This window comes from Hydrogenovibrio sp. SC-1 (assembly GCF_002848135.1).
Lineage (GTDB): Bacteria > Pseudomonadota > Gammaproteobacteria > Thiomicrospirales > Thiomicrospiraceae > Hydrogenovibrio.
In genome coordinates this window covers 14,020-34,527 of the sequence record NZ_PKGB01000014.1, presented here as the reverse complement: position 1 = coordinate 34,527, position 20,508 = coordinate 14,020, and the positions used below count along the sequence as shown (strand labels likewise).

The window sequence follows — 20,508 nt, the reverse complement described above, 5'->3', positions numbered from 1 at the left end:
TGGGTAACGTGGCCGATATTTTATGTTGGCCACAACAACAACTTGAAAATAACGAATGTTTTACAGGAGTGATTAAATTATGAGCAAACAACAAAAATCAAACAGTGTTATGACCATTGTTTTGGAATACCCATCGAACCAACCTAAAAAAACAAGTATTGGAGATATTGAGAAGCTTACGGGTGCAACATGGGTTGCCGGTTCAGCTTTTAATGCAGTTCATGCCTTAGAGATCGCCCAAGAAGCTCTTGAGCGATTAAGAGCGGTGGGTGCTGACAATGTGGCTACTGATGCACTTGATAAGATTGAGTCTATGGAAATGAGGCTAAGTGAAGGCAATTAACTGACTCAAAATATAAACAAACAGAGACAACAAAACGGGCTTTGTTAGAGCAATAAGCCCATTATCTAAAAGCGTCTGACCTTTACTCGAGCTAAACATGATTCCAGATGCGAACCCCATCATTACACCCATAATTACAACACCTTTATCCTTCATCGAAGGGATTCCTGTCGTCACCGCTACAACCGCAACGATAAGAAAAATATAGCCCCAAAACCGTAACTCATTTTTATCGCTTGGTGATTTGTTTTTATCTGTCACTTTACTTCTCCTTTTGTAGTTTTTCTAGGGCTCTAAATGCAGTTGATCTGGATACATGGTAATCATTGACAGCAATATCTTCAATCGTCCTGTTATTATCAGGGGAGTCTAAAATTGCTTTAAAAGACTTTGCTTGTGCCATAGTCAATTTGGGTTTACGACCACCTTTTCGACCACGAGCACGAGCGGCCTTAAGGCCAGCAGATGTTCTTTCACGTATGATATTGCGTTCAAATTCTGCCAAGGCACTGAAAATATGAAATATGAGTCTTCCGGAAGGGGTAGAGGTTTCGATATTATCCGTAATTGATACGAATTGAATACTGCGCTCATTCAGATCATTGACAATATTAATCAGATCCTTGATTGACCGGCTTAACCGGTCAAGCTTCCAAACAACCAAAGTATCACCGTCTCGAAGTGCTTTCAAAACATTCAATAATTCAGGGCGGTCATTTTTTGCACCAGAGCCAGTTTCTTCATAAATGGTTTGGCATCCATATTCTTTCAGAGCATCAAGCTGAAGAGACAGGTCTTGTTTATTAGTTGATACTCGGGCGTAACCGATTTTCATAATTAATCTTTATTCTTTAACTTAACTCTTTCCTGAAGTGTCTCCATATCTTTCTCCAAGTTTATTAATCTATTTTGGATCATTTCGAATTCCTGATTTATTGCAATCATTATGATGGTTCTTATCCACTTAAATATCAAACTGAGAAGTCCCGAGTACGCCAGAAAACAAATTATGAAAAATAAGGTAAACAGTCCCAAAAAATTTTCGAGCGGAAGGGAATCTTTTGTTGAAACCACTGTAATAATTAAGATAGTTGTAATAACAGAAAGGATTGCAGAAATAGTAAGTAGCAATTTATTATTCAAAATATGGATTCCTTCTAATGTTTTATAAAATAAAGTGTCACAAATCAAAAAAATATATTAATTTGACATTATGAATATGATAATGGCTTTTGACACTAAAGGAAACCGAATTTAGGTCACATCAATTTTTTATTTCGGAAGTCTCAAAATCATACGTTTTTGAGACTGTTTTAGGCAGGTGATTTACGCTTCCATAGACAACTATAGCCCTAAGGTATAATCTTCTCTTATTTAAATTAAATTTAAGGGGTGGTTCTGGGGCTATCAATATTTATATGGATGAGTCTGGTAACTCTGGAGCTCAACTACTCGATATAGATCAACCAGTTTTCTCGTTAGCGTCAAATTGCTTTGATGAGCACCAAACAACAGAACTGATAGATTTATTGAAATCCAGCCAAACAAATGGAGAAATCAAGTTTTCTTCATTAAAGAGTTCTAAAGCGGGTAAGCAACGCTTAATTGATTTTTTCTCATCAGGGTTGATTAATGAGAACTTTGTAAAAGTTTCAATATTTCATAAAGAGTATATGGTAGTGACTAAGGTTGTAGATATGCTAGTTGAGACCTGGGCTCATGAAAATGGTACTGATTTGTATCAAGACGGTGCCAATATCGCTTTGTCCAATATGCTTTTTTATTGTTTGCCTGTGTTTTGCTCTCAAGAATCCTTTAATCAATTTATTGCTAGTTTTATTAAAATGGTTCGAATGAGAGACGAACAAAGTATTAGTGAGTATTATTCTTCGGCAGAGAAATTATATGATGCTTGTTCAGATGAAGAGTTTAAGAAGTACTTAGCTCTATTTAAAAGTTATCCACGAAAACTATTAAATGTAGCGCTGAGTAGCGAGGGGAGTTTTTCACTTGACCCCGCAATTCCTGCATTATTTAATCATTGTTGTGCATGGGGAGAGGTTACTGACGATTTTTTAGTAATTCATGATGAATCAAAGCCAATACAAAGTAGTTTAGAAATATTTCATAGGTTGATGGACCAAGGGCAAATGTCTGTAGAAGTGGGCTATGATAGACGTAAGTTTTCTTTACCTCTTAAATCACGAGGAATAACGCTAGCTGATTCCAAAAGTACTTTCCAGGTTCAAGTTTCAGATGTAATCGCTGGTTCAGTTAATTATTGTGCAAAGTCTTTGTTAAATGGACAGGAAAATGATTTGACAGACATTATTCAAGAAACTTTATTTAAAGATGGATTAATGCTTTCACCAATATGGCCAACTCCACATGTAACACCACAAGAATTACAAACGATTGGTGGAGGTGGTTTTAATCCAGTTGATGCAATCACTACTTTGTTGCAAGAGGGCTAAAGAGAGTGGTTTTTTGAGTTCTTTGCAATAACTATGCTGGTTTAGCTTTAGTGCGAATCTGTTTGATTTGTTTGAATGACATCCCTGGCCTAAATGGAGATTGTTTTAGATGTGGCCCGTAAATAAGCACTTCTGATCCTTTGCATTTTTTTTGAGCTGAGTAGTTTAATTCAAAGGATTTAGGTTGGTAGTGTTGATATAGTGCATTTATTTCAGGGGTATTGTCATAAGTCACAATCCAGGGTTGAGAGATTGATTCGATACTATCAAGCAGTTTCACATGGTCATCATGCTCAAAGAAATTCTGATATAAACCTTTACCTTTCACATAATATGGCGGATCAATATTAACCAGGCTTTTTTCTGAAACGTTTGTAAGTTTATTCTTTATAAAGTCATTGGCATCAAGGTTTGATAACTGGATTTCGTCTTTGAATAAAGCGATATCTTGTATTTTTTTTATGATAGATTCTTTTGGGAATCGGCAGTCAAGTTTGTAATTTCCAGATTGCTCTTTTCCACCAATAACACCAGCTTTAATTATTCCAGAACGATTCGTCCTATTTAAGAAAAGGGTTGAAAAGGCAAGGTCAAGCTTGGATCGGTTTTTCATAGCTTGAATGTACTTCTGGTGATGCCACTCATCAATTGTTATCGGGGTTTTCTCAATCAATCCACATAAATCATCTGTCTTATGTAACACAGAATACCAAAACGCATATATTGAAGGATTTAGGTCATTGATAAATACCTCTTGCACGTACCCTTTTAGTAGAAGATGCCACGCGATTCCTGCCCCACCTGCAAAGGGTTCGATATAAACGCCGTCCAAGAGTTTATTTTCACGCAATAACTCTATCACGAAGGGGGTTAGTTGAGACTTTCCTCCAGGATAGCGTAATGGGGAGTAGGTTATCGGCATTAATGATCCTTATTCATTATTTCTGAGCATCTTAAACAATTTCAAGACTTTTGGCCACTATTCATTTTGTTGATTTCATCAAATAATATTCCTATAGAATCTTGTATAGGATCCCATGCAAGAATGAGGTCAGTCGGTGATGGTTCGACTGTTCCATGCACATAATTGTTCATGAGGTTTGCGCTTAAAGGAGATGAAGGGGTAGGTGTGTTTGCAGCTGCCTTTAAAGGGTTAAGTCGTTTCTCAGGGATTCCTTTCGATATTAAATTTTCAACAACTTTATTGATATGTTTATGGAGATCTCGTTGTTGTTGATGTTGTCCCATTACCTTTTCAAGGTAGTGATGGATGCTTAACTCAATAAACCCTCTAAATAGAAGTGCCGCAGCGTTTGGGTAAGTTTTTAAGTCTAACTTCTTTAATTCATCATAAATTCGTTTAATTTTAGGCTTATTAATTTGAAGCTTGAAGTCATTGGGTATGACACGATTTCTTTTATTAGGGCTATTATTGTCTCTTTTGCTTTTTGGTTTTATTTTTTCATTCGAATCTGGTTCAGATTCATTATTTGTTGACTTTGGTAGATCTCCATAATGCTTTTGCCTGTGCTCATGGAGATTAAAATCTGATAAAAGCTTGTGTCCATAGTTTTCTCTTCCTGTGGCATCGATTCTAGATGATAGGCCGCCATTCTTAGAATCTATTAGGCCGTCTAATAAAAATCGCTGAACAACTTCATTAAATATATCCCTGGGAAGGTTTGACTGAATCCAGTTTTTTCTAAAATCGACTCCAATACTTTTGCGAAAAGATGGGTTGCTAATATATCTAGTGATAGTCGTTATTTTTATGTTGTCATGATTTTCTTTTGAAATAAGCTCATTATCTAGTGCGTATTTTAGTAGTTTGTATGCTCGATCATTAGGGCTTTTGGTATTTGTGTTCTCTGCGTATCGTGCATTTTGCGTGGGATCCCAGCGCTTGGTTGTCGCACCGCCTTGATTATTCCCATGTTTTATTAATATCCAGTGGTGGGCTTCCTCTCTTGAATTAAAGAGTGTGCAGGTTATGTTGTAGTCACCTTTATATTTTTTTGAAAGCTTAGAAAAGTAAGTTTCGTCAGATTTTATTGCACAAAGGGTGGGCTTCTGTAATGCCTTTAATGCTGCAAGGCGTCGATTCCCTTCAAGCACAATATATTTTTTATCGTCATTAGGAGAAGGCATGATTATTAATGATTCGGTAGGGTTGATTCCATGATTGACAATATCTGCTGCAAGTTGACGAATATCTTCATCTTTTATCAGTTTTTGAAGAGCTTCTTTCTGTCCTTCAGATGGGTCGTGTCTAGGGTTAATATCATCAAATAAAATGTGCTTTACGGAAATAGTTTTTCTGTCATTTGCCATTTTTCCTTCCTAAGTAACGATCAAGGGCTCAAAACGTTAAATAATTTAACGTCTGGTCAGCGTTAAGAGCCGTAGGCTGACTTTTGAAAATGTTTTTTTTCAAATTTTTATTAGATGCTTTCTAATAAGAAAAGATATTATATTAATTCGTATAAATCTGCAAAATAAACGATGATTTAAAATCAGGTGAGAGTAGGTATTCACCTTCGGTTCATTTATGCGCTGATAAACTCAGCGCCGAGACCATATAAACCCTGTCCCAAATCAATCATATAGTGATTTTGCCTCATATTAGAAAGCCCAGTTGAAACAGCTCTATAGTATTGAAGCAATATAAGTCTTTGTTTTTAAAAGAAAAAACATAAAAATAATTCTTGACACTTGTTGTTAAACCCGTAAAATAGGGGCTAAGACAGAACGGAATTGAGGACACAGATATGAAAACTGAAATGAAAAATCCTTGGAACAGCGTAGCAGATGAAAACGCCTCTAAACCTCAGTGGATGAATCATCCAGTCGTTCGTATACTCTCTAAAGTGTTTATGCTTGCAGTGTTTGGTATCTTTATTTTAATGTGGCAAGTTCTTGAAAATGTGTTTAAAAGTGAAGAAGAACCGATTGAGGAAAAGCCGCTTTATAATGAAGGGGCTTATCTTGATCCCGATTATGATGATGACGGTGTGAAAAGATGGTAATCCTTACTAGGAATTAAATAAATCACTTGGGGCTTTAAGCCCTTTTTTACATTTTAAGACCTGCTGCTTATCACCAATTACTCCCCTTGGTTTACTTGTCATTATCCGTTTACTACTTTATGCTTGCTCTTAAAAAAGCATGAGGAATAAAATGTGGATTTTTCAAATATTGTGAAAGGTCAGGTTGCACAGTCGTTGGTTAAAACTATTTTTGAAACTGGTGGATACCGAGTTTCACGGCTTGGGGTTGAAGAAGTTTTTAAAGAAGTAACTCATCTTGAATATAGACAATACCAAGCACTCAAGCTTCCTCTTGCGCTAAGAACGTTGCCAGATTTTTTAGTTGCGACACCTGATATTGATAAAGCGTGGTTACTCGAAGTTAAGTTTCGAAGTAATTTCGATAACGATACAATAACTGAGCTGCATGAAACGTTATCGAAACAATTCAACTACTGGGATGATGCGGTGGCGGTTATTTTAATTGGTACTCACCCATGCGAAGAAAAATCAGGTAAGTTCATACAAGACTATATGCGTGTTATAACAAAGGATAGCCTTAATGAACTTATAAAGCCCAGAGACATTCATCGAGCCCCTAGCTATCTTCTATCAAAAGGGTATATTCTTTATGAAAATTACTGGGTTTGGGATAGTTTAAAACAACCTCATCACTTTTTTTCTGGACTTCACGCAGAAAAAGTTTTAAAAAAAGCAGACACAATGATTAAGACATTAAAATCTCTTGTAAATAATTAAACATTGATACGATGGTGCCATCTATCATCTACCTAATGATTTTTTAGCTGCTCCTGCCCCTTTATCTCCTGTCGATCTAAGCCCTTTAAATTCATCACCTACCATTTCAAATGCTTCATGACCAGCCAAAGCCATCATTTTTCCAAAATACATTGGTATTCCAAGATAAAAGAAAAACGTGGCTATAAGATATAAAAAGGTATTCATCGACACATCCATATCTTCAGTACCGCCTAAATCAGGGTACATGATGCCAATCAAACCTTCGTTTATCCAGTCAGCAATATGCCACCATAATGACAGCAATAAAGCGCCTATCAAATAAAACATAAGTTTTACAACAGTTTCGACCTTGAATCCACCGATGGGCAATATGATTGCAATCATCATGACTATGGTAAAAATAATACCTGCCTGAACCATCAATAATCCTGGCTTTAATAGCTCTAAAACGATGCCTAGTGAAAAGCTTGCAACACCTGCACCAATACTTGCAAAAACTCCCTGAACCCAATCCCAAATGCCTTGCATGAGGCTTCCATCATTTGCATATTTTCGGTCTTTTTGGCCGAGCATATCTGGTGGGTCAGTTTTTAACAACCTCTTAATCAGAACATCTCTTGCATCTTCTGATCCAAATGTTAGTTGAGCCCAATCCCATAAATTTGATACTGATGATGTAAGCCCTGAGTTTCCAGTTACTAGACTATGCCCATCACTGCCAAATATTTCTTGAACTGCTAATTGAGACGCTGCATGGTCTGACAACCTCACCCTTAATCCTTCTCTTTCATATCCAGAATAAGAAGTATCATCATTGCCTGTCCACCATGTATAGCAAGAAGGAGACTTTGCATACTGGACAATATCACCGTTTGCATTTGGGGTGTCTAGTAAATAAAGGGTTTGAACGCCATATCGATCTGCCGTGGCATAGGGCATGATCTCGTGTTCCCCATAGCATGTATTGTTATTGTAATCTGACCTTCCGCATGATATGTAATAGCCTGGAGTTAGTTGAAACAAATTGTTACCGATGTAATTTATATCATCATTTTCTGAAGGGACTGGAACAGGTTGTTTTTTTTCATTTTGATAGCGGCCAAGGGAGGGCAAGTAACAAGATGAAAAAAATGAATTCGTTTCATTTCGAAGTTCTTCATCTTTGATCTTCATGGAGTTAAATGTTCGAAGTAAATTCGTTAATGTAGGAGAGTATTGGGAGTCAACCCAAATAGTAATTTGATTTATGGCCGCCTTTGTTCCATACATCAAAATCCACCATCCAGGGGGAATTGGGATTTCACCATACCCTTCAACGCCTTGAGAGCTTCCAAGCTGGTAAGCAATGCTATTATCATTACTTATTTCACTTTGGATTTGCTGGATATGCTCAGATGCCTTGAATGTAGTGTTGTTATTAGGTATCCAGAATAGAATCACGACAATCATCATTGGATAGATATCGGTATAATTTCTTCGCCATTCAACGATTGATGCTATTCCCTCATTTTGACTGCGCCGGGTATCCCACCAATTTTTAACCATTACAGCAATGAAAGGGACGTAGTGTAGGTTCAAAGTGTAAATGAACATTGCAAACTTTGAATATAAATCCCAGCCTGATGCCGTCAAGACAATTTCTAAGTAGCTATCAGAGTACATAAATTAACCTTAATTAAACTTAGGTAATGCGCTGGCTTTTTTTCTAACTGGTACTGGAGAGTCTGTTTGGCCAGAATCCAATTCATACACCGTATTTGCCAAGTTTGTGACGAGTTTCTTTCTGATGTCATACTCAAAGACTGCTTGATTAAGTTCACTTTCAAGAAGTTTAATCTTTTCCTGTATTGCTACTTTAGCCACCTGTGAAGCAGAAATATTTTTCTCAGATAGACTTGTGATTAAGACTCTTCTTAATAGCAGTCCTTTATCAATTGTTAGTCCTAATGAAAGCTCATCTGCCAACGCATCGATCATGTTTATATTCATGCCTGAAGCTCTGATTTTCTGGATCAGGTCTGACGTAACAATAGAGTTACCGGGGATTTCAGATAATAGAGTAATACGTTCTTCATCTTCTTTAGCGTTATAGGCCTCTGTGAGCTTAGTTTTAACTATTGGTAGAATTTGAATGGCCATGCCAGATAAGCCTATGCCTGATTTGGACTCTGGTTCTTTTGATGGGGTTTTAGTGGTGTAAATTTCTTGTTCACCAAGAAACTCAACAGCCCATTTTCTTAGCTCTTCCGGATTCTTGAAGTTTGATACGAGTTTAGTTCTTCTTTCGTGATCTTTTGTTGGTTCATTCAGAATGGTAGTATCTCTTTTTAGAATTACATTATATCCAGAGACAGTCGCAGTACTGACTATTCTGATTGGATCCTGATTTTTCCCCCCAGCTTTTATGACACCTTTTCCAGGGACTGGCATATATACACCATTATCTCCGCCTTCTTCTTTAACTTCCTGCATTGCCGTATTCACATCAGGATTGGATTCGGATTTCTCATTTAGTGCGGTACCCTGTGCCAGCTCTGTCCATTGTTTATAAGGGTTTTCCCCCGCAGCTAACTGGCGCTCAATTGCCTGGCAACTCATAGCATTAAATTTGAGTTTTTCTTCAGCTCTAAAAACATTTGTCTGAAGCAATTCATAAAGGTCTGGAGAGTTACGCGAGAGTATTAGGGCTGGTAGTCCTGCAATAGCCGAACTACCAGCCTGGCTTACCGTGTTCATCGCATCATCGACCCCATTCTTGAGGTTGTTCATGAAATTCTGCAACCCAGAGGAAGGATCAAATTTTCCACACGAGTAACCGGCACCGAATTTTAATTTACCACCAACTTTTAAATCTGCATTATGAGAAGGTGGCGGAGATAAGGGTCTTGAACCTCCTAATTTGTAATAAAGCTTGGAATTTCTATCAATTCTTCCCAGGTCTGTTGACACGATTTTGTCGTTAGCGACTTTGGTTAGTTCGGTGTCGATATCAATGGCAATAGCATTGCTGCTAAATGCTAAGAATAAAGCAATCATTAAACTGGATTTATGGAAAGGTGTATTCATGAACGTAACCTCTATCTATTTAAAAGTAGTGATTACGAATCATGCCAAAGAATAGAGGAGGGAGAGGCGATTACAAATATCAAGTTTTGGTATTTGTAAATATTATTTCCGTTTAGATTCGTCTGAAATATGAATATTCTCAAATTATTAGGGTTACTGAAACTATTTTCTAGTTATCAGATATTTCTTTTAGTTTTTGGTCTTGAAATAGTTTATGTTGGTGAATGCTGAGATAAAACCTAATTTGGAGTCAAAATGAAACAATCCGAGATTTTAAGTGAATTAATTGAAGAAATTATACTTACCCATTCTAAAGATTATGATTGGAGTAAGGATCATGGTATACCAGGTTTTTGCGCGATTACTGGCAAGGATGGTGCTGGTTATTCATTTTCTAGTAATGCCTCTAAATTACTCGCTCAGTTAGCTCAGCGTTTTTTTGAAAACCGAAAGAATACCTGTGTAAAACTTGAACTTCATGCATATTCAAAGCTATTACGTCAATCATTTGTTGATGTATTAAGCAATGTTCAAGATGATGAGTCAATCAAAGACATAACAGATATCATACCAATGTTAAAAAGCAATATTGAAACCAGGGTTAAAAATACCGCCGTCAAATTTACTCACCTTACCCCGACAAAACTTAGTTTTCCTGAAGGGTATAATAAATTAGATTTTGGCTCCGTGGTTATTTATCAGTTTAGCGATTGGGTAACAAATACTAATTTAAAAATGGGTGGGAGTTCTGATTGGAAGAACATTATTTTTAAAGGTAGTCATGTTGAACCTGACATCGAACAAATTCATGCTGACCTGACATCAAACCACCAAGATATTGACGAAACTCCATATAACATATCAACATTATTACAGGATTTTCAGAAACCATACGACAAAGTAATTGAATTAGAAATTGAAGGTTATGAGATCGAGCTTTCACGTAAACTTGGTAGATTGGTTTCAAAAACTGCTGTTGACTCTATAAATCTAGCATTTGCATCTGATGAAAATGTTTTTAACAGAAATATGATTCGTTATGAAAGACAACCTGTAATTTTTGAAAGCACTATATCGATACACAAAGATCGCTTACATAACTCTATAAAAAACCACTACCGAGAAGATCCCCTAGAACCAGGGATCGATTTTACAAAATATTGCGATTCTATTGGACAAATCGTTTCATCGTTAGTTAAAGGTGGTGATGATTCAAAGCTGTCCCAAAGGTGGGCTACATCATTAGACTGGTTTGCAGAAGGTTGTCGAGAAAGAGATGATGCTTTAGCAATAACCAAGATGGCCACGGCTTTAGACATTCTAGCACATGCAAGTAAATATCAACCTATAGTTGATATGCTTTCAAACTTACTAAACATACAGAAAAACACACTTGTATTTACAAACAATTCAAAAGAACAAGAACTTGATTTATCTAAAGCCGTTAAAAAAATTTATAACGATTCAAGGTCAAAGTTTGTTCACGGAAGTCTAGTTGACAGGCTTGAATCGTATAATAATGAACGAATAATAGCCTTCTCATTAGCTAGACGAGCACTAATAGAAGCTGCGATTAGGTTGAAAACCTATTCTGGTTCACCAGATGACAGTAAAGCTTTTCGGACAATGTAAAAAGCACTAGAGATTGATTGTTCTGACTCACCCAAAACTACCTTTTGTAACTTTTTTAATTGAGACAAACCGGCTCCGTCTTAACAGTTTCAATGTAAAAACCAACACCAGGTACACAGCATTCATATTGTCGCCAATAGTTCCAAGCATACTGGTGAGAACCATCTATTCGACCTTTGCTCCAGCCAATTTTACTAGACCCAAATGGCTTACATTTTTTATCATTTTTGGGGGAAAACATCTGCCACTTATCCTTTTTTTCGTTACTGCCGGCACCAATTTTTTCTTCAGCTTCGGAATCATTTCCTTGTTTTGAAAATAAAGGGCCTTTGTTTTCTTCATTCCCATGTGAAATCTTTTCAAGCCCTGTCTTTTCCTTTAAGCTAAATGAGTCTTCTAAAGATCCTTTAATAGGGTTGTAGATATGCGCTTGCCCATCTCTAGTGACAATATCAACAGCTCTTTGGGCGACGACGGCAGCAGCTTTAGCGTCATCTTTTTGCATTAAAAACCCCTGACGTGGATAAATCGAACCCCAGGTACCACCAAGGGGATCCGTTAGCGATCTGGACCCAACTTCTCTTTGGCCTGGCGTAATGGATGCTAACGTGAATCGATCTGGAATACCCCAGCGCCACCCAATATAATCAAAGGTGCTGGAATAGTAGGGCATGAATGGCTTTATATCTGACTCACAAACAAATCCAGAAATGCTTTGCTGTGTTGCTAAAGATAGTGGATGGCCAACAATGCTGACATCTTTATATTTGATAGATGAATTAGCTCGTAATTGAGGCGGAGTGAAGTCACCGCCCGATAGTTGCTCCCCGGCTATTTCGCTAATTAAGCCTTTTTTAACAGCCTCTTCAGCATTACCCATCACACTTCGATAGTCTACCCAAGGATTTTCCATTGGTTCGTCCATGACCGTTACAAAAAGATCGGGTAAGTAGTGTTTTATTCTAGGGGTCGTATTGATGTGGCAACCGCCAAAGAGGCTGCAAGATAGGTAAAAACATACGCCAACAATGCAATAATCGACGCATTCTGTATTCAGTGTTTGTGTGGTAATTTCAGCGGTTGTAAACTCTTTTGCTTTGACGGACTGAGCAAGAAGAAAAGTACCAAGAAGAATGCTTGCAACACTTTTTTGATACTTCATCTTAGTTACCTATATGCTCTTGTGCAGCAGTTAGTATTTCGGCGATATCGGTGGATCCATAAAAGATACCTTGCCTATCATTAATGACCGCAGCGGGGATCCTTTGAAGCCCTAACTTAGCGGCTTTAAGTGCGGGTAAATAGGCTTTTGCAACTTTTTGGCCAATATCGGTTTCAGCAATCCTTCTTTTTAAGATAGCAGCAGCTTTATCTCGATCTGAAGGAAGGTCTGAACTGATTTCTTTCTCCACTCGATCGACAGAATCGACATAATGAATCTTTAAACTGATATCACGGCCATAGCCTTGATTTTTAACAATCATGCCATGTTCAATAAATAGATCGATGCTTTTTACGTCCACAGCATTTGCCGCTGAACTCAAAAGCATAGTGATGGTTAAAGCCCAGGTTCTCATAAAAAATCCTTTAAAAATTATGCAACGTTTTTTGGTTTCTTACGACGTTCACGCATTTGGTCTGCGATCATATATGCCGCATCGAGCTCAGAAATTCCATGTTTATCCATCAATTTTTTACGAGCCAATTTCTCATGGCCTTCAGTTTGTGCTAATGCCATTGCAATTGAAGGCGGTACATTCCTAAAGAGTGATAAGAGGTCATCTGACATAACGACGCCTTCCGTGTATTTACCCGGTTCTTTACGGGCAGCGAGTAGTAGTAACTCTTGATCTTTAGTTAAGGCTTTAAAGCGAGAGATTTGCTCAACTTCATCTTGTGTGGTTGACATCGTTATCCACCACTCCATATTCGAGAGCATTTTGCTTGCAGAATCTTTAAAGTCAGAGAGGTTTTGTGTGGCCAACCAAAACCATAAGTTCAGTTTTCTGGACATCTTTGTCATATTCGTAACAATGGGTGCAATTAAAGGGTTTGTGGTGGTAATGTGACCTTCATCGGCAAGGGTTATAATAGGGCGGCCAGTGTATTGATTTGCTTCCGCAATACTGATAACTTTATTAAGCATGGAAATCATGCTGACCCCCAGCATATCCGCATATTCATCACTGACCATCATGCCGATATCAAAAATAGTGACATCAGCATCCGGCCAGGTCTCTCCTGGACGATTAAAAAACTTACCTCGAACACCGGAACAAAACATTTTCATATTGTCGGAAAATTCAACAAGCCTTTCACAGCGTTTATCGCTTAATTCTGGATCTTTAGACATTTCAAAAAGGGCTTTAGAAATATCCTCAGGGAGGGTATAGCCTTTATCAATCGTGTTTTTCCCAGCCAAAACGATTGCCTGCATGATATCAAATCGCTCATGCCTTCGAATTAGATCAAGCTCCTTCTCCTCACCACCGGTAATCATAGTGATGGCCGCAATAATCATTTCTCCGAGCTCATCCCTTTGGTCATCTTCGGTGCTGTCTTCTAAGTCAATATCTTCTTTCATCGAACCAATTAAATCATGTTTGGTTTCAAAGCCTGATTCATCAATATTTTCCTCTTCAGTTATTTCTTTTAACTTGCAAGCATCATTAAAAGGATTCAGTGAGATGGGCTTGTCGGGTGTGACTGTGACCTGGTGAACTACTACACCAAATTTCTGCAAAAATTTACCTAGAAGATAAAAGGATTTCCCTTTTTCGATAATAAAAAACCGAGCTTTATAAAAAGCGACATACTGAGCAATAATAAAGTTAAGTAAAGCTGATTTCCCTGAACCAGTTGGCCCTAAAATTAGTGCAAAAGCATTTTTAGCTCGATCTTTTAATGGATCAAAGCTAAATGGTTCTCCACCTCGATTAAAAAACAAAAAACCAGGGTTGCCGGTTCCTCGCGAGCGGCCATAAAACGGAATGATTTTAGCTAGGTGTTTTACAAAGTATTTTCGAGCTCTTCTCAAGGTCGGGTGACGATCATAATCACGATCAAAATTAAAAGGGATTCCTCGTAAAAAGCAATCTTGCGAGACAAGATCCAGCTTTGGATCAATGGTTTTTAAGCCTGAGGCATCTAACCAAGTTGTAACTTGGCGTAGTTTACGATTGAGATCATCTGAATCATCCCCTTGAACATACACTCCAACAAAAGATTTTAAAGCAACATTTCCATTTGCTATTTCTTGTCTTGCCGTTGTAACCTGAGCTTTAAGCATTTTTGACTTTTCATCGGAACCAATTAAATTGGCTTCCATCTTCGCCAACTCTTCTTCAATGACATCCTCAGCTTCAAAAATAATGGTCTGAGAATAGATTGCGCCGGTTGGCATTTTGTCCCATAAAGCATACCGTTGATCGCCATTCTTGAGCTCGGCAGATATCGCCCCAATTTGGGGTTCTGTGGTTGGTTTTTCAACTGTAACGAAGCGGATGGGCTTTTCATTAAACCACCAATTCCCTTTCTCATCAGAGTATGGGTATTGGCCATGTAACGCATCTTTAACAAGATCACCCGTTGCACCATCTTCAAACAGACCTAAGCAGTTGAAATGTTCGTTGTCATGGTATGGGTGCCTTTCTAAGTACTTATCGATGTCAAACCCAATATAATCTTTATTTGCCGGAACAAAAAAGCGACTTAACCAGTAATAGAGTTCAGAAGGGGGCTTTTGTTCAACTTTGATATTAGCAGCTTGAAATCGACTTTTTAGCTGATCAATTACATCCCCCAGTTCCGGTGCATGATCTTTTTTAGTATTTGGATCTTTTCTCCAAAGATACAATCGCACTTTGCGATATCGGGCATACCAAATGCCTCCGGATACCATTCGATCTTCAAATAATCCGTTTGGATCTGATACGTCATCTAAATGTTCTCTTAAAATCCGAGTCCATTCTTGTGTAAACTCAGAATTATGAATTTTTTCTGATTGCGGGTAGTTTGAAACGGTATTTTTAAACCCCTCCATCGACCCTTCATCTTGAAGCGTAACATTCATCATCCAGGGAGAAACAGCATCTCTAGGTATCGAATCCTTTAAGATACCAATAATCTTATCTAAGATATCGTTCATATACTCTTCGGATCGAGCATCAGCAACAATTGGTGTGATTTCAAAGACCGCCCCTATAGTTTTTAGATCATCCATAAGGACATACTTTCCACCCAAATCCATCCTAGCGTTAATTAAGTCGCTGAATGAGGACATATTATTGAGTTCTTCAGCTTGCTCTTTAGTTGTTGTGATTGGTGACATCCATTCTTTCACTGTCAAAGGAAGCTGGCCGATACCTGACCATCTAGCAAGTTTTGTGTCTTCAGGAACTTTAGGTACTTTTTGAGGGTCAGAAAAATCCATCCCTTTTTCATGCATTCCCATCAATCTATCAATCCATTTCATAAGCTATCTCACGTTATATGGAGTTTCGCCGGGCAGGGCATACTCAATTGCTTTTTCATACATTGAAAAGGCGGTAGAGTAGCCGGGAACGGGTACACCTGAAGAAGAAATATGTGGGTAGATAAACATGACTAAAGTTGGGTTTGGAAGACGAGGGAAGAGGTGATTTAGTTCATTGTTAGCATTCCGTGTGTAATCACTATAGTTAGTTTCATATACAGGTCTTAAATACTTATTTGATGAACTGGTGTTCGACTGCATAGTTGGCTGTCGCATTAACTCGGCAGTAGAGGGGCCGTTCTTGCTCATTTCTTTCAGGGGTGCATTAGTGGAGCATCCACTAATCCATATAGCCATGAGTAGCGTCAGAATGCGTGTCATATTTAACCTTCCTTCCCATTGGATCGTAATCAATTTTAATTTCTTCAGAAATATGAATGTCGACGTGTTGGCCACCAGGCACATAGATCACATCAAAGTACTGGCCAATTCGGTCAGAAAACCATTTTTTCACTTCAGAAAAACCACTTGATATGCCATTAAAACCGGCATTAGCGAAGTGATCTCCTATGACGACTTGATTTGTTGTGCCATCTAAATTATTTCGAGTTTGAGTTTCTGCATCAGCATAGGATTTGCTAAAGCCTTCTCCAATGCCTAGCAAACTCATTTGGGAAATGATTTGAGGGGCATTAGTGATTAGCTCACCTGGTATGCAAGGGTTAGCATGCGAATCTGAAATGTAGCCCATTCCATCTTTTGGTTTGGTGGCTTTATGAGTCATAATTTGACCATCGGTAAAGATGAAAGTCATCGTTTCAATCCGACCTGTGACACATCTTAAATTCAAGTCTCCGATGGCTGTTCCTTCAATAATTGTTTTTTCCAATCCCTGTAACTCATGATCATTAGGCATAATGATATTTTGGCCAGTGCTGAGTTTAAATTTCCAAGGATCCTGAAGTTGACCTTTCACTGGGATTTTGCCAATAAAAGCGGTTACTGCCATTGAATCCGCGATGATTGAACCATGAGGAATCGTAAACCTTGGATCCTTGCCAGACTCTAAACCAAGAGTGTTCTTAGCTTTTGAACCAACCTCATCGAGTAGGCCAGGTTGATCTTGATTTACTTCACCGGGAGAGTAATTCGATGTTAAACGACTATTGTTTTTTTTCTTAGAATAGCCGCTATCAAGCGGTTTAATCCAAACAACCTGATCAGGTTCGGAAAAGTCTTGCTCTTGTGTCTTTTTTTTCCCTGTCGGAATAATGGGCGGTACAAGACTATCAAGAATGGCTTGTGTTGAATTATTTGAGCTGTCCGTCGAAGGCGGACTGATTATTTCATTGGGCAGGGTTGTGACTGAGGGCTCTTTTTCTGCGGGTGTTAATAAAGACTCCATCCCGTTTTTAAGTGCTAGACTGGATCCATCCTTGATCTTATTATTAGAGTTTAAAACTCCAACACTGTCCTTTACGGATTCCAATGATTCAACCCTATTTTTTAAATACTGAATGTCACCAATGAGTTTTTTAAATTCGGTTGGCAGGGTATCTGCATCTGGTGAGCTGCTATTAGAATTTTTGACATCGTTTTTAGCATTCTGTTCGCCTCTACCGGTAACTGTGATTTCATCATTTCCACCAGAAAAAAAGATGATACCGGCCACAAATGCAAGGGCAACCAAAAAGAAAATAATGACTAATGGGTTTCTGCCTTTCATTGATTTAACCCCAAAAACATAGCTAATAACGGTCTTTTGTGAATGATGATGATCACAGTTTCTGATTTGTCGCCATACCTTGAAGGAAGCAACCGACCATGCATAGATGTTGCTGCTAACAGTGCGCCGGGGCTCATATCTGATTTAACCAGTCTTGGATCAATATCGATAGCATAATCCGATACATTTTTGATCCTTAAAGCACTGGCGTATAGTAGGCCCGTTTTATAAGAGATGAGGGGAGTCGCAACGATCGAAGTACAGCTTAAGGAGCCGCTTGTACATCTGAATAACGAAGTAAAGCTTTTGTTTAGTACCGAGATTCGTTGGATCGCAGGATTATTTCTAACTAATCTTTTGGGGGCATATAGCTGTTGAGCAACATAACGAGTCAAATAAGGATACGAGTTTAATAATTTATCAGCAGACCTATTCTTACTAGCTGAGTCAGCTTGACTAGGAATAGGCTTGACCTTGTTCTCTTTGTGAATTATTGCTACTGGATCTAACTGAGAAGTATCTGTCTTTACGGATAAATAAATAACATAGTTAATACCCGTTTTTGATTCCCTAACTAGAATGCGTTGTCGTTCAAACTGAACACTAGGTTCAATAAACATTCTATTGTCAACACTGGTAATGGTTTTGAATCGATTTATGGCTGAATTCGATATCCCAATTTCAATATCGTCAGGGAAAACAACCTGCCTTTCATTTCCTAGTGATAAATGTAATTCGATTGGTGTTTTGTCCCACACGATATGCTCATCTGATAGTGCAACCTGGCTGACTAACGTTATAACTAGAAAAAATAGAATTCTCACTTCTGACTTCCTTCAAGTGAAATTTTTTGAATTTCATTTGTAAACTCATAGTCGATCTTTAACCCCCAGGGGTTATATTCAGTATTAGTGTCATCGTAAATAACTAGAAATGGCACTCTCAATTTCAAGTTTTTCAATTCATAAGGCAGGGTGTCCTTAGATGCTTGTTGCCACTCTCTAAGGTTAATGTCCAGCCATACTTTCCAGCGGCCAGCGCCTAAGTTTTTAACGCACGTATCATGATAATTGCCACAGTGATCGGTTTCTGAGTAGTCTCCTAACGGGGAGAGGGATCTTTGACGATCTTTGAGTTCTAGGCGGTTTTTTTTCTTGGTGAATTCTTTATGTTTTTGAGCGATAAATCGATGGGTGAACAATGCGCTGTACTTTTTGATATTATCAATATAGTCAGTCTCGCCATTTGTTAGCCAAGTGTTTAATTGCTGATAGATCGCTCCAGTAAAGTTATAAATCTCCCATGAATTAATTTTCCCTGTACTTAATGAAGCTCCGTATTTCAATTCAGGCGGCAATGAAAGTCTTTGAGCTTCTGGTTCTTGAGCTTGAATAAAATTAATCCCGAGTGAAATAATCAGCGTAAGAATCAATGATCCGATAACAAACCTCAACGTATTTATATGGGAAATGTCATTTGCTCTTTTATCTTTGTACGGATCAGACATTTTGATTTATTCCTCTATTTCCAAACCAACGTGACTTTTTAAGTAAGAAGTAGGTTTTTTTCTGAAAATGCTTAAACATGAAAATATCAATGAGTTGCATAAAGTAGCCAGGTGGCTTGCCTCTTTTGACTGATTTCAAACTTGCCGAAGAGATCCATATCAGAGCGATGGTTCCAAAAATTGAAAAGAAAAGCACAATGATCAGCATCCAACTAATCAAAATAAATCCGATTAAAAGGCCAACAAGAAAGCTGATATAAAATGAATATTTTGCAATCACAAGAACCTCGGGAAGCGTCGCACCTTTAAATACGGGCAGTTCTTCATCAAGGTTCGCAATAATGAGATTATGCTTCTCCATCTCTGTTTAACCATTTGCCATGTTCGTTCCATACGAAAACAGCATGTAACCAATTGGAATTGAGATCATCATGGCCACAACACCCAAAATAATATTTCGAATAAAGTCCGTCATGGTGAAGTTCTTATATTCTTTATCGTCACGTACTTTATTCAGGTCGCCAATCGCAGTTTGAGCGACTACCACTAAAATACCGATAATGACAAAGGCACCAATGACAGTGATGACCCATCCAAAAATCTTCATGATCTTTTGGTCTAGTGGGGCATCGTTTTGTAAGATGTCACCCAACTGAACATCGGGCTGCTGGGGAACAACAGCAAATGCATCAGGTGAATAACTAAGCACCCATGACCCAATAACAACAGCTAACGCAAAAAAAGAGAATGATTTCATTTATAAACTCCTAGCTTAAATGGATTGCGTAAAAGCAACCGCAATGATTAAAAAAATAAATAGAAAAATTGTGTAAGTAGTGAATTCTTCTAATTTGATTTTTTCACTTTGAATTAACTTAAAGTGACTGATCACAGTCAATCCAACTCTTGCAAACACAAGCATAATGAACAGTCCTAAAAATAAGGCCGAAAAGACTGAAACATCTCCAGCAATACTTTCAAAGACATCAAAGTTCATCGCCGGTATTCACCCATAACAGGTTCAAAAGAGCGAGGCTGAGATTCTGGACTGCTTAAGTGGTCTGATATACCGCGATTGATCTTATAAAGGTCTTTTCTGAGCCAGTCATATCGGAATTTAATTCTCTGATCTGGGTTTTGTTGAGTCTCAGCAGTGCGGATCAAGATATTGATTTCTTGCAGGTGTGACACAATGTTCAGTAATGCCTTTCTTTCTGAAGAGGACATATCTGAAGCTTCATAGCTGCTATAAAAAGAAGGTTTAATCGAAACCGGGCGTAACTGAGTTGTAGAGTCGAGTGGCAGTACCTCAACTTTGTTTGCTTGATACTGCGGTTTGTTAACCGGTGGCTGAATGGGAGTCTTAGAGACTTCCTGGTTTTTATGCTTCACATCACCACTGGTTGAACAACCAGCCAATAGTGAAGTCCCAAAAAAAATTAAAGAAATTAAACGTAATTTGTTCATGACTATCCCTCTCAAAACGACAGGGCAATCA

Annotated in this window: 22 protein-coding genes; 5 read left to right on the top strand and 17 right to left on the bottom strand. The window is 38.1% G+C overall.

Features of this window, described 5'->3' with window-relative positions:
* The first annotated feature begins 79 nt into the window (after positions 1 to 79).
* Positions 80 to 343 (top strand): hypothetical protein, encoded by a 264-nt coding sequence (locus CYQ88_RS08420; protein ID WP_101840915.1) that lies wholly within the window; start codon positions 80 to 82, stop codon positions 341 to 343.
* Here the strand turns inward: CYQ88_RS08420 and CYQ88_RS08415 are convergent.
* Entirely contained in the window at positions 326 to 604 is a 279-nt protein-coding gene (locus CYQ88_RS08415) for a hypothetical protein (RefSeq protein ID WP_101840914.1), read from the bottom strand. The two genes, CYQ88_RS08420 and CYQ88_RS08415, sit on opposite strands and share 18 nt — an antisense overlap.
* Before the next feature lies 1 nt (position 605).
* Entirely contained in the window at positions 606 to 1,178 is a 573-nt protein-coding gene (locus CYQ88_RS08410; protein WP_101840913.1) for a recombinase family protein, read from the bottom strand.
* 583 nt (positions 1,179 to 1,761) lie between these two features.
* Between CYQ88_RS08410 and CYQ88_RS08400 the strand changes: the two genes are divergently transcribed.
* Entirely contained in the window at positions 1,762 to 2,817 is a 1,056-nt protein-coding gene (locus tag CYQ88_RS08400) for a DUF3800 domain-containing protein (RefSeq protein WP_101840911.1), read from the top strand.
* Between the two features lie 31 nt (positions 2,818 to 2,848).
* Here the strand turns inward: CYQ88_RS08400 and CYQ88_RS08395 are convergent, their stop codons facing one another.
* Both CYQ88_RS08395 and CYQ88_RS08390 read right to left on the bottom strand, forming a co-directional pair.
* Complete coding sequence (locus CYQ88_RS08395; RefSeq protein ID WP_101840910.1) at positions 2,849 to 3,739, bottom strand: DNA adenine methylase; 891 nt, start codon at positions 3,737 to 3,739, stop codon at positions 2,849 to 2,851.
* A 41-nt stretch (positions 3,740 to 3,780) separates the two neighbouring features.
* The gene (locus CYQ88_RS08390) at positions 3,781 to 5,148 is read right to left on the bottom strand and encodes a ParB N-terminal domain-containing protein (RefSeq protein ID WP_101840909.1); all 1,368 of its coding nucleotides are present in this window, start codon (positions 5,146 to 5,148) and stop codon (positions 3,781 to 3,783) included.
* Positions 5,149 to 5,585: 437 nt separating this feature from the next.
* On the opposite strand from CYQ88_RS08390, the gene CYQ88_RS08385 reads away from it, so the two are divergent.
* Both CYQ88_RS08385 and CYQ88_RS08380 read left to right on the top strand, forming a co-directional pair.
* A complete protein-coding gene (locus CYQ88_RS08385) occupies positions 5,586 to 5,843 on the top strand; it encodes a hypothetical protein (RefSeq protein WP_101840908.1) in 258 nt (85 codons plus the stop codon).
* 153 nt (positions 5,844 to 5,996) lie between these two features.
* Positions 5,997 to 6,602 carry a hypothetical protein gene (locus CYQ88_RS08380; protein ID WP_101840907.1) on the top strand — a complete coding sequence of 202 codons (606 nt, stop codon included), beginning with the start codon at positions 5,997 to 5,999 and terminating at the stop codon, positions 6,600 to 6,602.
* A gap of 24 nt (positions 6,603 to 6,626) precedes the next feature.
* Here the strand turns inward: CYQ88_RS08380 and CYQ88_RS08375 are convergent, their stop codons facing one another.
* Entirely contained in the window at positions 6,627 to 8,267 is a 1,641-nt protein-coding gene (locus CYQ88_RS08375; protein ID WP_101840906.1) for a conjugal transfer protein TraG N-terminal domain-containing protein, read from the bottom strand.
* Positions 8,268 to 8,276: 9 nt separating this feature from the next.
* The gene (locus CYQ88_RS08370) at positions 8,277 to 9,671 is read right to left on the bottom strand and encodes an integrating conjugative element protein (RefSeq protein WP_101840905.1); all 1,395 of its coding nucleotides are present in this window, start codon (positions 9,669 to 9,671) and stop codon (positions 8,277 to 8,279) included.
* Between the two features lie 255 nt (positions 9,672 to 9,926).
* Here CYQ88_RS08370 and CYQ88_RS08365 point away from each other — a divergent pair, with 255 nt between their 5' ends.
* Positions 9,927 to 11,303 (top strand): HEPN domain-containing protein, encoded by a 1,377-nt coding sequence (locus CYQ88_RS08365; protein ID WP_101840904.1) that lies wholly within the window; start codon positions 9,927 to 9,929, stop codon positions 11,301 to 11,303.
* Between the two features lie 55 nt (positions 11,304 to 11,358).
* Here the strand turns inward: CYQ88_RS08365 and CYQ88_RS08360 are convergent, their stop codons facing one another.
* From CYQ88_RS08360 to CYQ88_RS08310, 11 genes are read right to left on the bottom strand one after another with little or no spacing between them, the layout of a single operon-like run.
* Entirely contained in the window at positions 11,359 to 12,465 is a 1,107-nt protein-coding gene (locus CYQ88_RS08360; protein WP_101840903.1) for a TIGR03756 family integrating conjugative element protein, read from the bottom strand.
* A gap of 1 nt (position 12,466) precedes the next feature.
* Entirely contained in the window at positions 12,467 to 12,880 is a 414-nt protein-coding gene (locus CYQ88_RS08355) for a DUF1525 domain-containing protein (RefSeq protein ID WP_101840902.1), read from the bottom strand.
* 17 nt (positions 12,881 to 12,897) lie between these two features.
* Positions 12,898 to 15,777, bottom strand: coding sequence for a conjugative transfer ATPase (locus CYQ88_RS08350; RefSeq protein WP_101840901.1), 2,880 nt, complete (start codon positions 15,775 to 15,777; stop codon positions 12,898 to 12,900).
* A gap of 3 nt (positions 15,778 to 15,780) precedes the next feature.
* Positions 15,781 to 16,086 (bottom strand): TIGR03751 family conjugal transfer lipoprotein, encoded by a 306-nt coding sequence (locus tag CYQ88_RS08345; protein ID WP_233188847.1) that lies wholly within the window; start codon positions 16,084 to 16,086, stop codon positions 15,781 to 15,783.
* 31 nt (positions 16,087 to 16,117) lie between these two features.
* Complete coding sequence (locus CYQ88_RS08340; RefSeq protein ID WP_101840899.1) at positions 16,118 to 17,503, bottom strand: TIGR03752 family integrating conjugative element protein; 1,386 nt, start codon at positions 17,501 to 17,503, stop codon at positions 16,118 to 16,120.
* Positions 17,500 to 18,327, bottom strand: a complete 828-nt coding sequence (locus tag CYQ88_RS08335) for a TIGR03749 family integrating conjugative element protein (RefSeq protein ID WP_101840898.1) — start codon at positions 18,325 to 18,327, stop codon at positions 17,500 to 17,502. The genes CYQ88_RS08340 and CYQ88_RS08335 overlap by 4 nt, the downstream gene beginning before the upstream one ends.
* Positions 18,324 to 19,010 carry a DUF2895 family protein gene (locus CYQ88_RS08330; RefSeq protein WP_101840897.1) on the bottom strand — a complete coding sequence of 229 codons (687 nt, stop codon included), beginning with the start codon at positions 19,008 to 19,010 and terminating at the stop codon, positions 18,324 to 18,326. The genes CYQ88_RS08335 and CYQ88_RS08330 overlap by 4 nt, the downstream gene beginning before the upstream one ends.
* Positions 19,003 to 19,371, bottom strand: coding sequence for a DUF3487 family protein (locus CYQ88_RS08325; RefSeq protein ID WP_101840896.1), 369 nt, complete (start codon positions 19,369 to 19,371; stop codon positions 19,003 to 19,005). Before CYQ88_RS08325 ends, CYQ88_RS08330 begins: the two co-directional genes overlap by 8 nt.
* Before the next feature lie 6 nt (positions 19,372 to 19,377).
* Entirely contained in the window at positions 19,378 to 19,767 is a 390-nt protein-coding gene (locus CYQ88_RS08320; protein ID WP_101840895.1) for a hypothetical protein, read from the bottom strand.
* Positions 19,768 to 19,782: 15 nt separating this feature from the next.
* Positions 19,783 to 20,007: a hypothetical protein gene (locus CYQ88_RS08315; protein ID WP_101840894.1), complete on the bottom strand. Its 225-nt coding sequence runs from the start codon at positions 20,005 to 20,007 to the stop codon at positions 19,783 to 19,785.
* Positions 20,004 to 20,477: an RAQPRD family integrative conjugative element protein gene (locus tag CYQ88_RS08310; protein WP_101840893.1), complete on the bottom strand. Its 474-nt coding sequence runs from the start codon at positions 20,475 to 20,477 to the stop codon at positions 20,004 to 20,006. The genes CYQ88_RS08315 and CYQ88_RS08310 overlap by 4 nt, the downstream gene beginning before the upstream one ends.
* Positions 20,478 to 20,508: the final 31 nt, after the last annotated feature.

Excerpts from the sequence above, each read along its gene's own strand:
- CYQ88_RS08390 (WP_101840909.1), bottom strand. The coding sequence starts at position 5,148 with ATGGCAAATGACAGAAAAACTATTTCCGTAAAGCACATTTTATTTGAT.
- CYQ88_RS08345 (WP_233188847.1), bottom strand. The coding sequence starts at position 16,086 with ATGAGCAAGAACGGCCCCTCTACTGCCGAGTTAATGCGACAGCCAACT.
- CYQ88_RS08400 (WP_101840911.1), top strand. The coding sequence starts at position 1,762 with ATGGATGAGTCTGGTAACTCTGGAGCTCAACTACTCGATATAGATCAA.
- CYQ88_RS08325 (WP_101840896.1), bottom strand. The coding sequence starts at position 19,371 with ATGGAGAAGCATAATCTCATTATTGCGAACCTTGATGAAGAACTGCCC.
- CYQ88_RS08340 (WP_101840899.1), bottom strand. The coding sequence starts at position 17,503 with ATGAAAGGCAGAAACCCATTAGTCATTATTTTCTTTTTGGTTGCCCTT.
- CYQ88_RS08365 (WP_101840904.1), top strand. The coding sequence starts at position 9,927 with ATGAAACAATCCGAGATTTTAAGTGAATTAATTGAAGAAATTATACTT.
- CYQ88_RS08360 (WP_101840903.1), bottom strand. The coding sequence starts at position 12,465 with ATGAAGTATCAAAAAAGTGTTGCAAGCATTCTTCTTGGTACTTTTCTT.
- CYQ88_RS08330 (WP_101840897.1), bottom strand. The coding sequence starts at position 19,010 with ATGTCTGATCCGTACAAAGATAAAAGAGCAAATGACATTTCCCATATA.
- CYQ88_RS08310 (WP_101840893.1), bottom strand. The coding sequence starts at position 20,477 with ATGAACAAATTACGTTTAATTTCTTTAATTTTTTTTGGGACTTCACTA.
- CYQ88_RS08315 (WP_101840894.1), bottom strand. The coding sequence starts at position 20,007 with ATGAACTTTGATGTCTTTGAAAGTATTGCTGGAGATGTTTCAGTCTTT.
- CYQ88_RS08320 (WP_101840895.1), bottom strand. The coding sequence starts at position 19,767 with ATGAAATCATTCTCTTTTTTTGCGTTAGCTGTTGTTATTGGGTCATGG.
- CYQ88_RS08420 (WP_101840915.1), top strand. The coding sequence starts at position 80 with ATGAGCAAACAACAAAAATCAAACAGTGTTATGACCATTGTTTTGGAA.
- CYQ88_RS08350 (WP_101840901.1), bottom strand. The coding sequence starts at position 15,777 with ATGAAATGGATTGATAGATTGATGGGAATGCATGAAAAAGGGATGGAT.
- CYQ88_RS08355 (WP_101840902.1), bottom strand. The coding sequence starts at position 12,880 with ATGAGAACCTGGGCTTTAACCATCACTATGCTTTTGAGTTCAGCGGCA.
- CYQ88_RS08410 (WP_101840913.1), bottom strand. The coding sequence starts at position 1,178 with ATGAAAATCGGTTACGCCCGAGTATCAACTAATAAACAAGACCTGTCT.
- CYQ88_RS08395 (WP_101840910.1), bottom strand. The coding sequence starts at position 3,739 with ATGCCGATAACCTACTCCCCATTACGCTATCCTGGAGGAAAGTCTCAA.
- CYQ88_RS08370 (WP_101840905.1), bottom strand. The coding sequence starts at position 9,671 with ATGAATACACCTTTCCATAAATCCAGTTTAATGATTGCTTTATTCTTA.
- CYQ88_RS08385 (WP_101840908.1), top strand. The coding sequence starts at position 5,586 with ATGAAAACTGAAATGAAAAATCCTTGGAACAGCGTAGCAGATGAAAAC.
- CYQ88_RS08375 (WP_101840906.1), bottom strand. The coding sequence starts at position 8,267 with ATGTACTCTGATAGCTACTTAGAAATTGTCTTGACGGCATCAGGCTGG.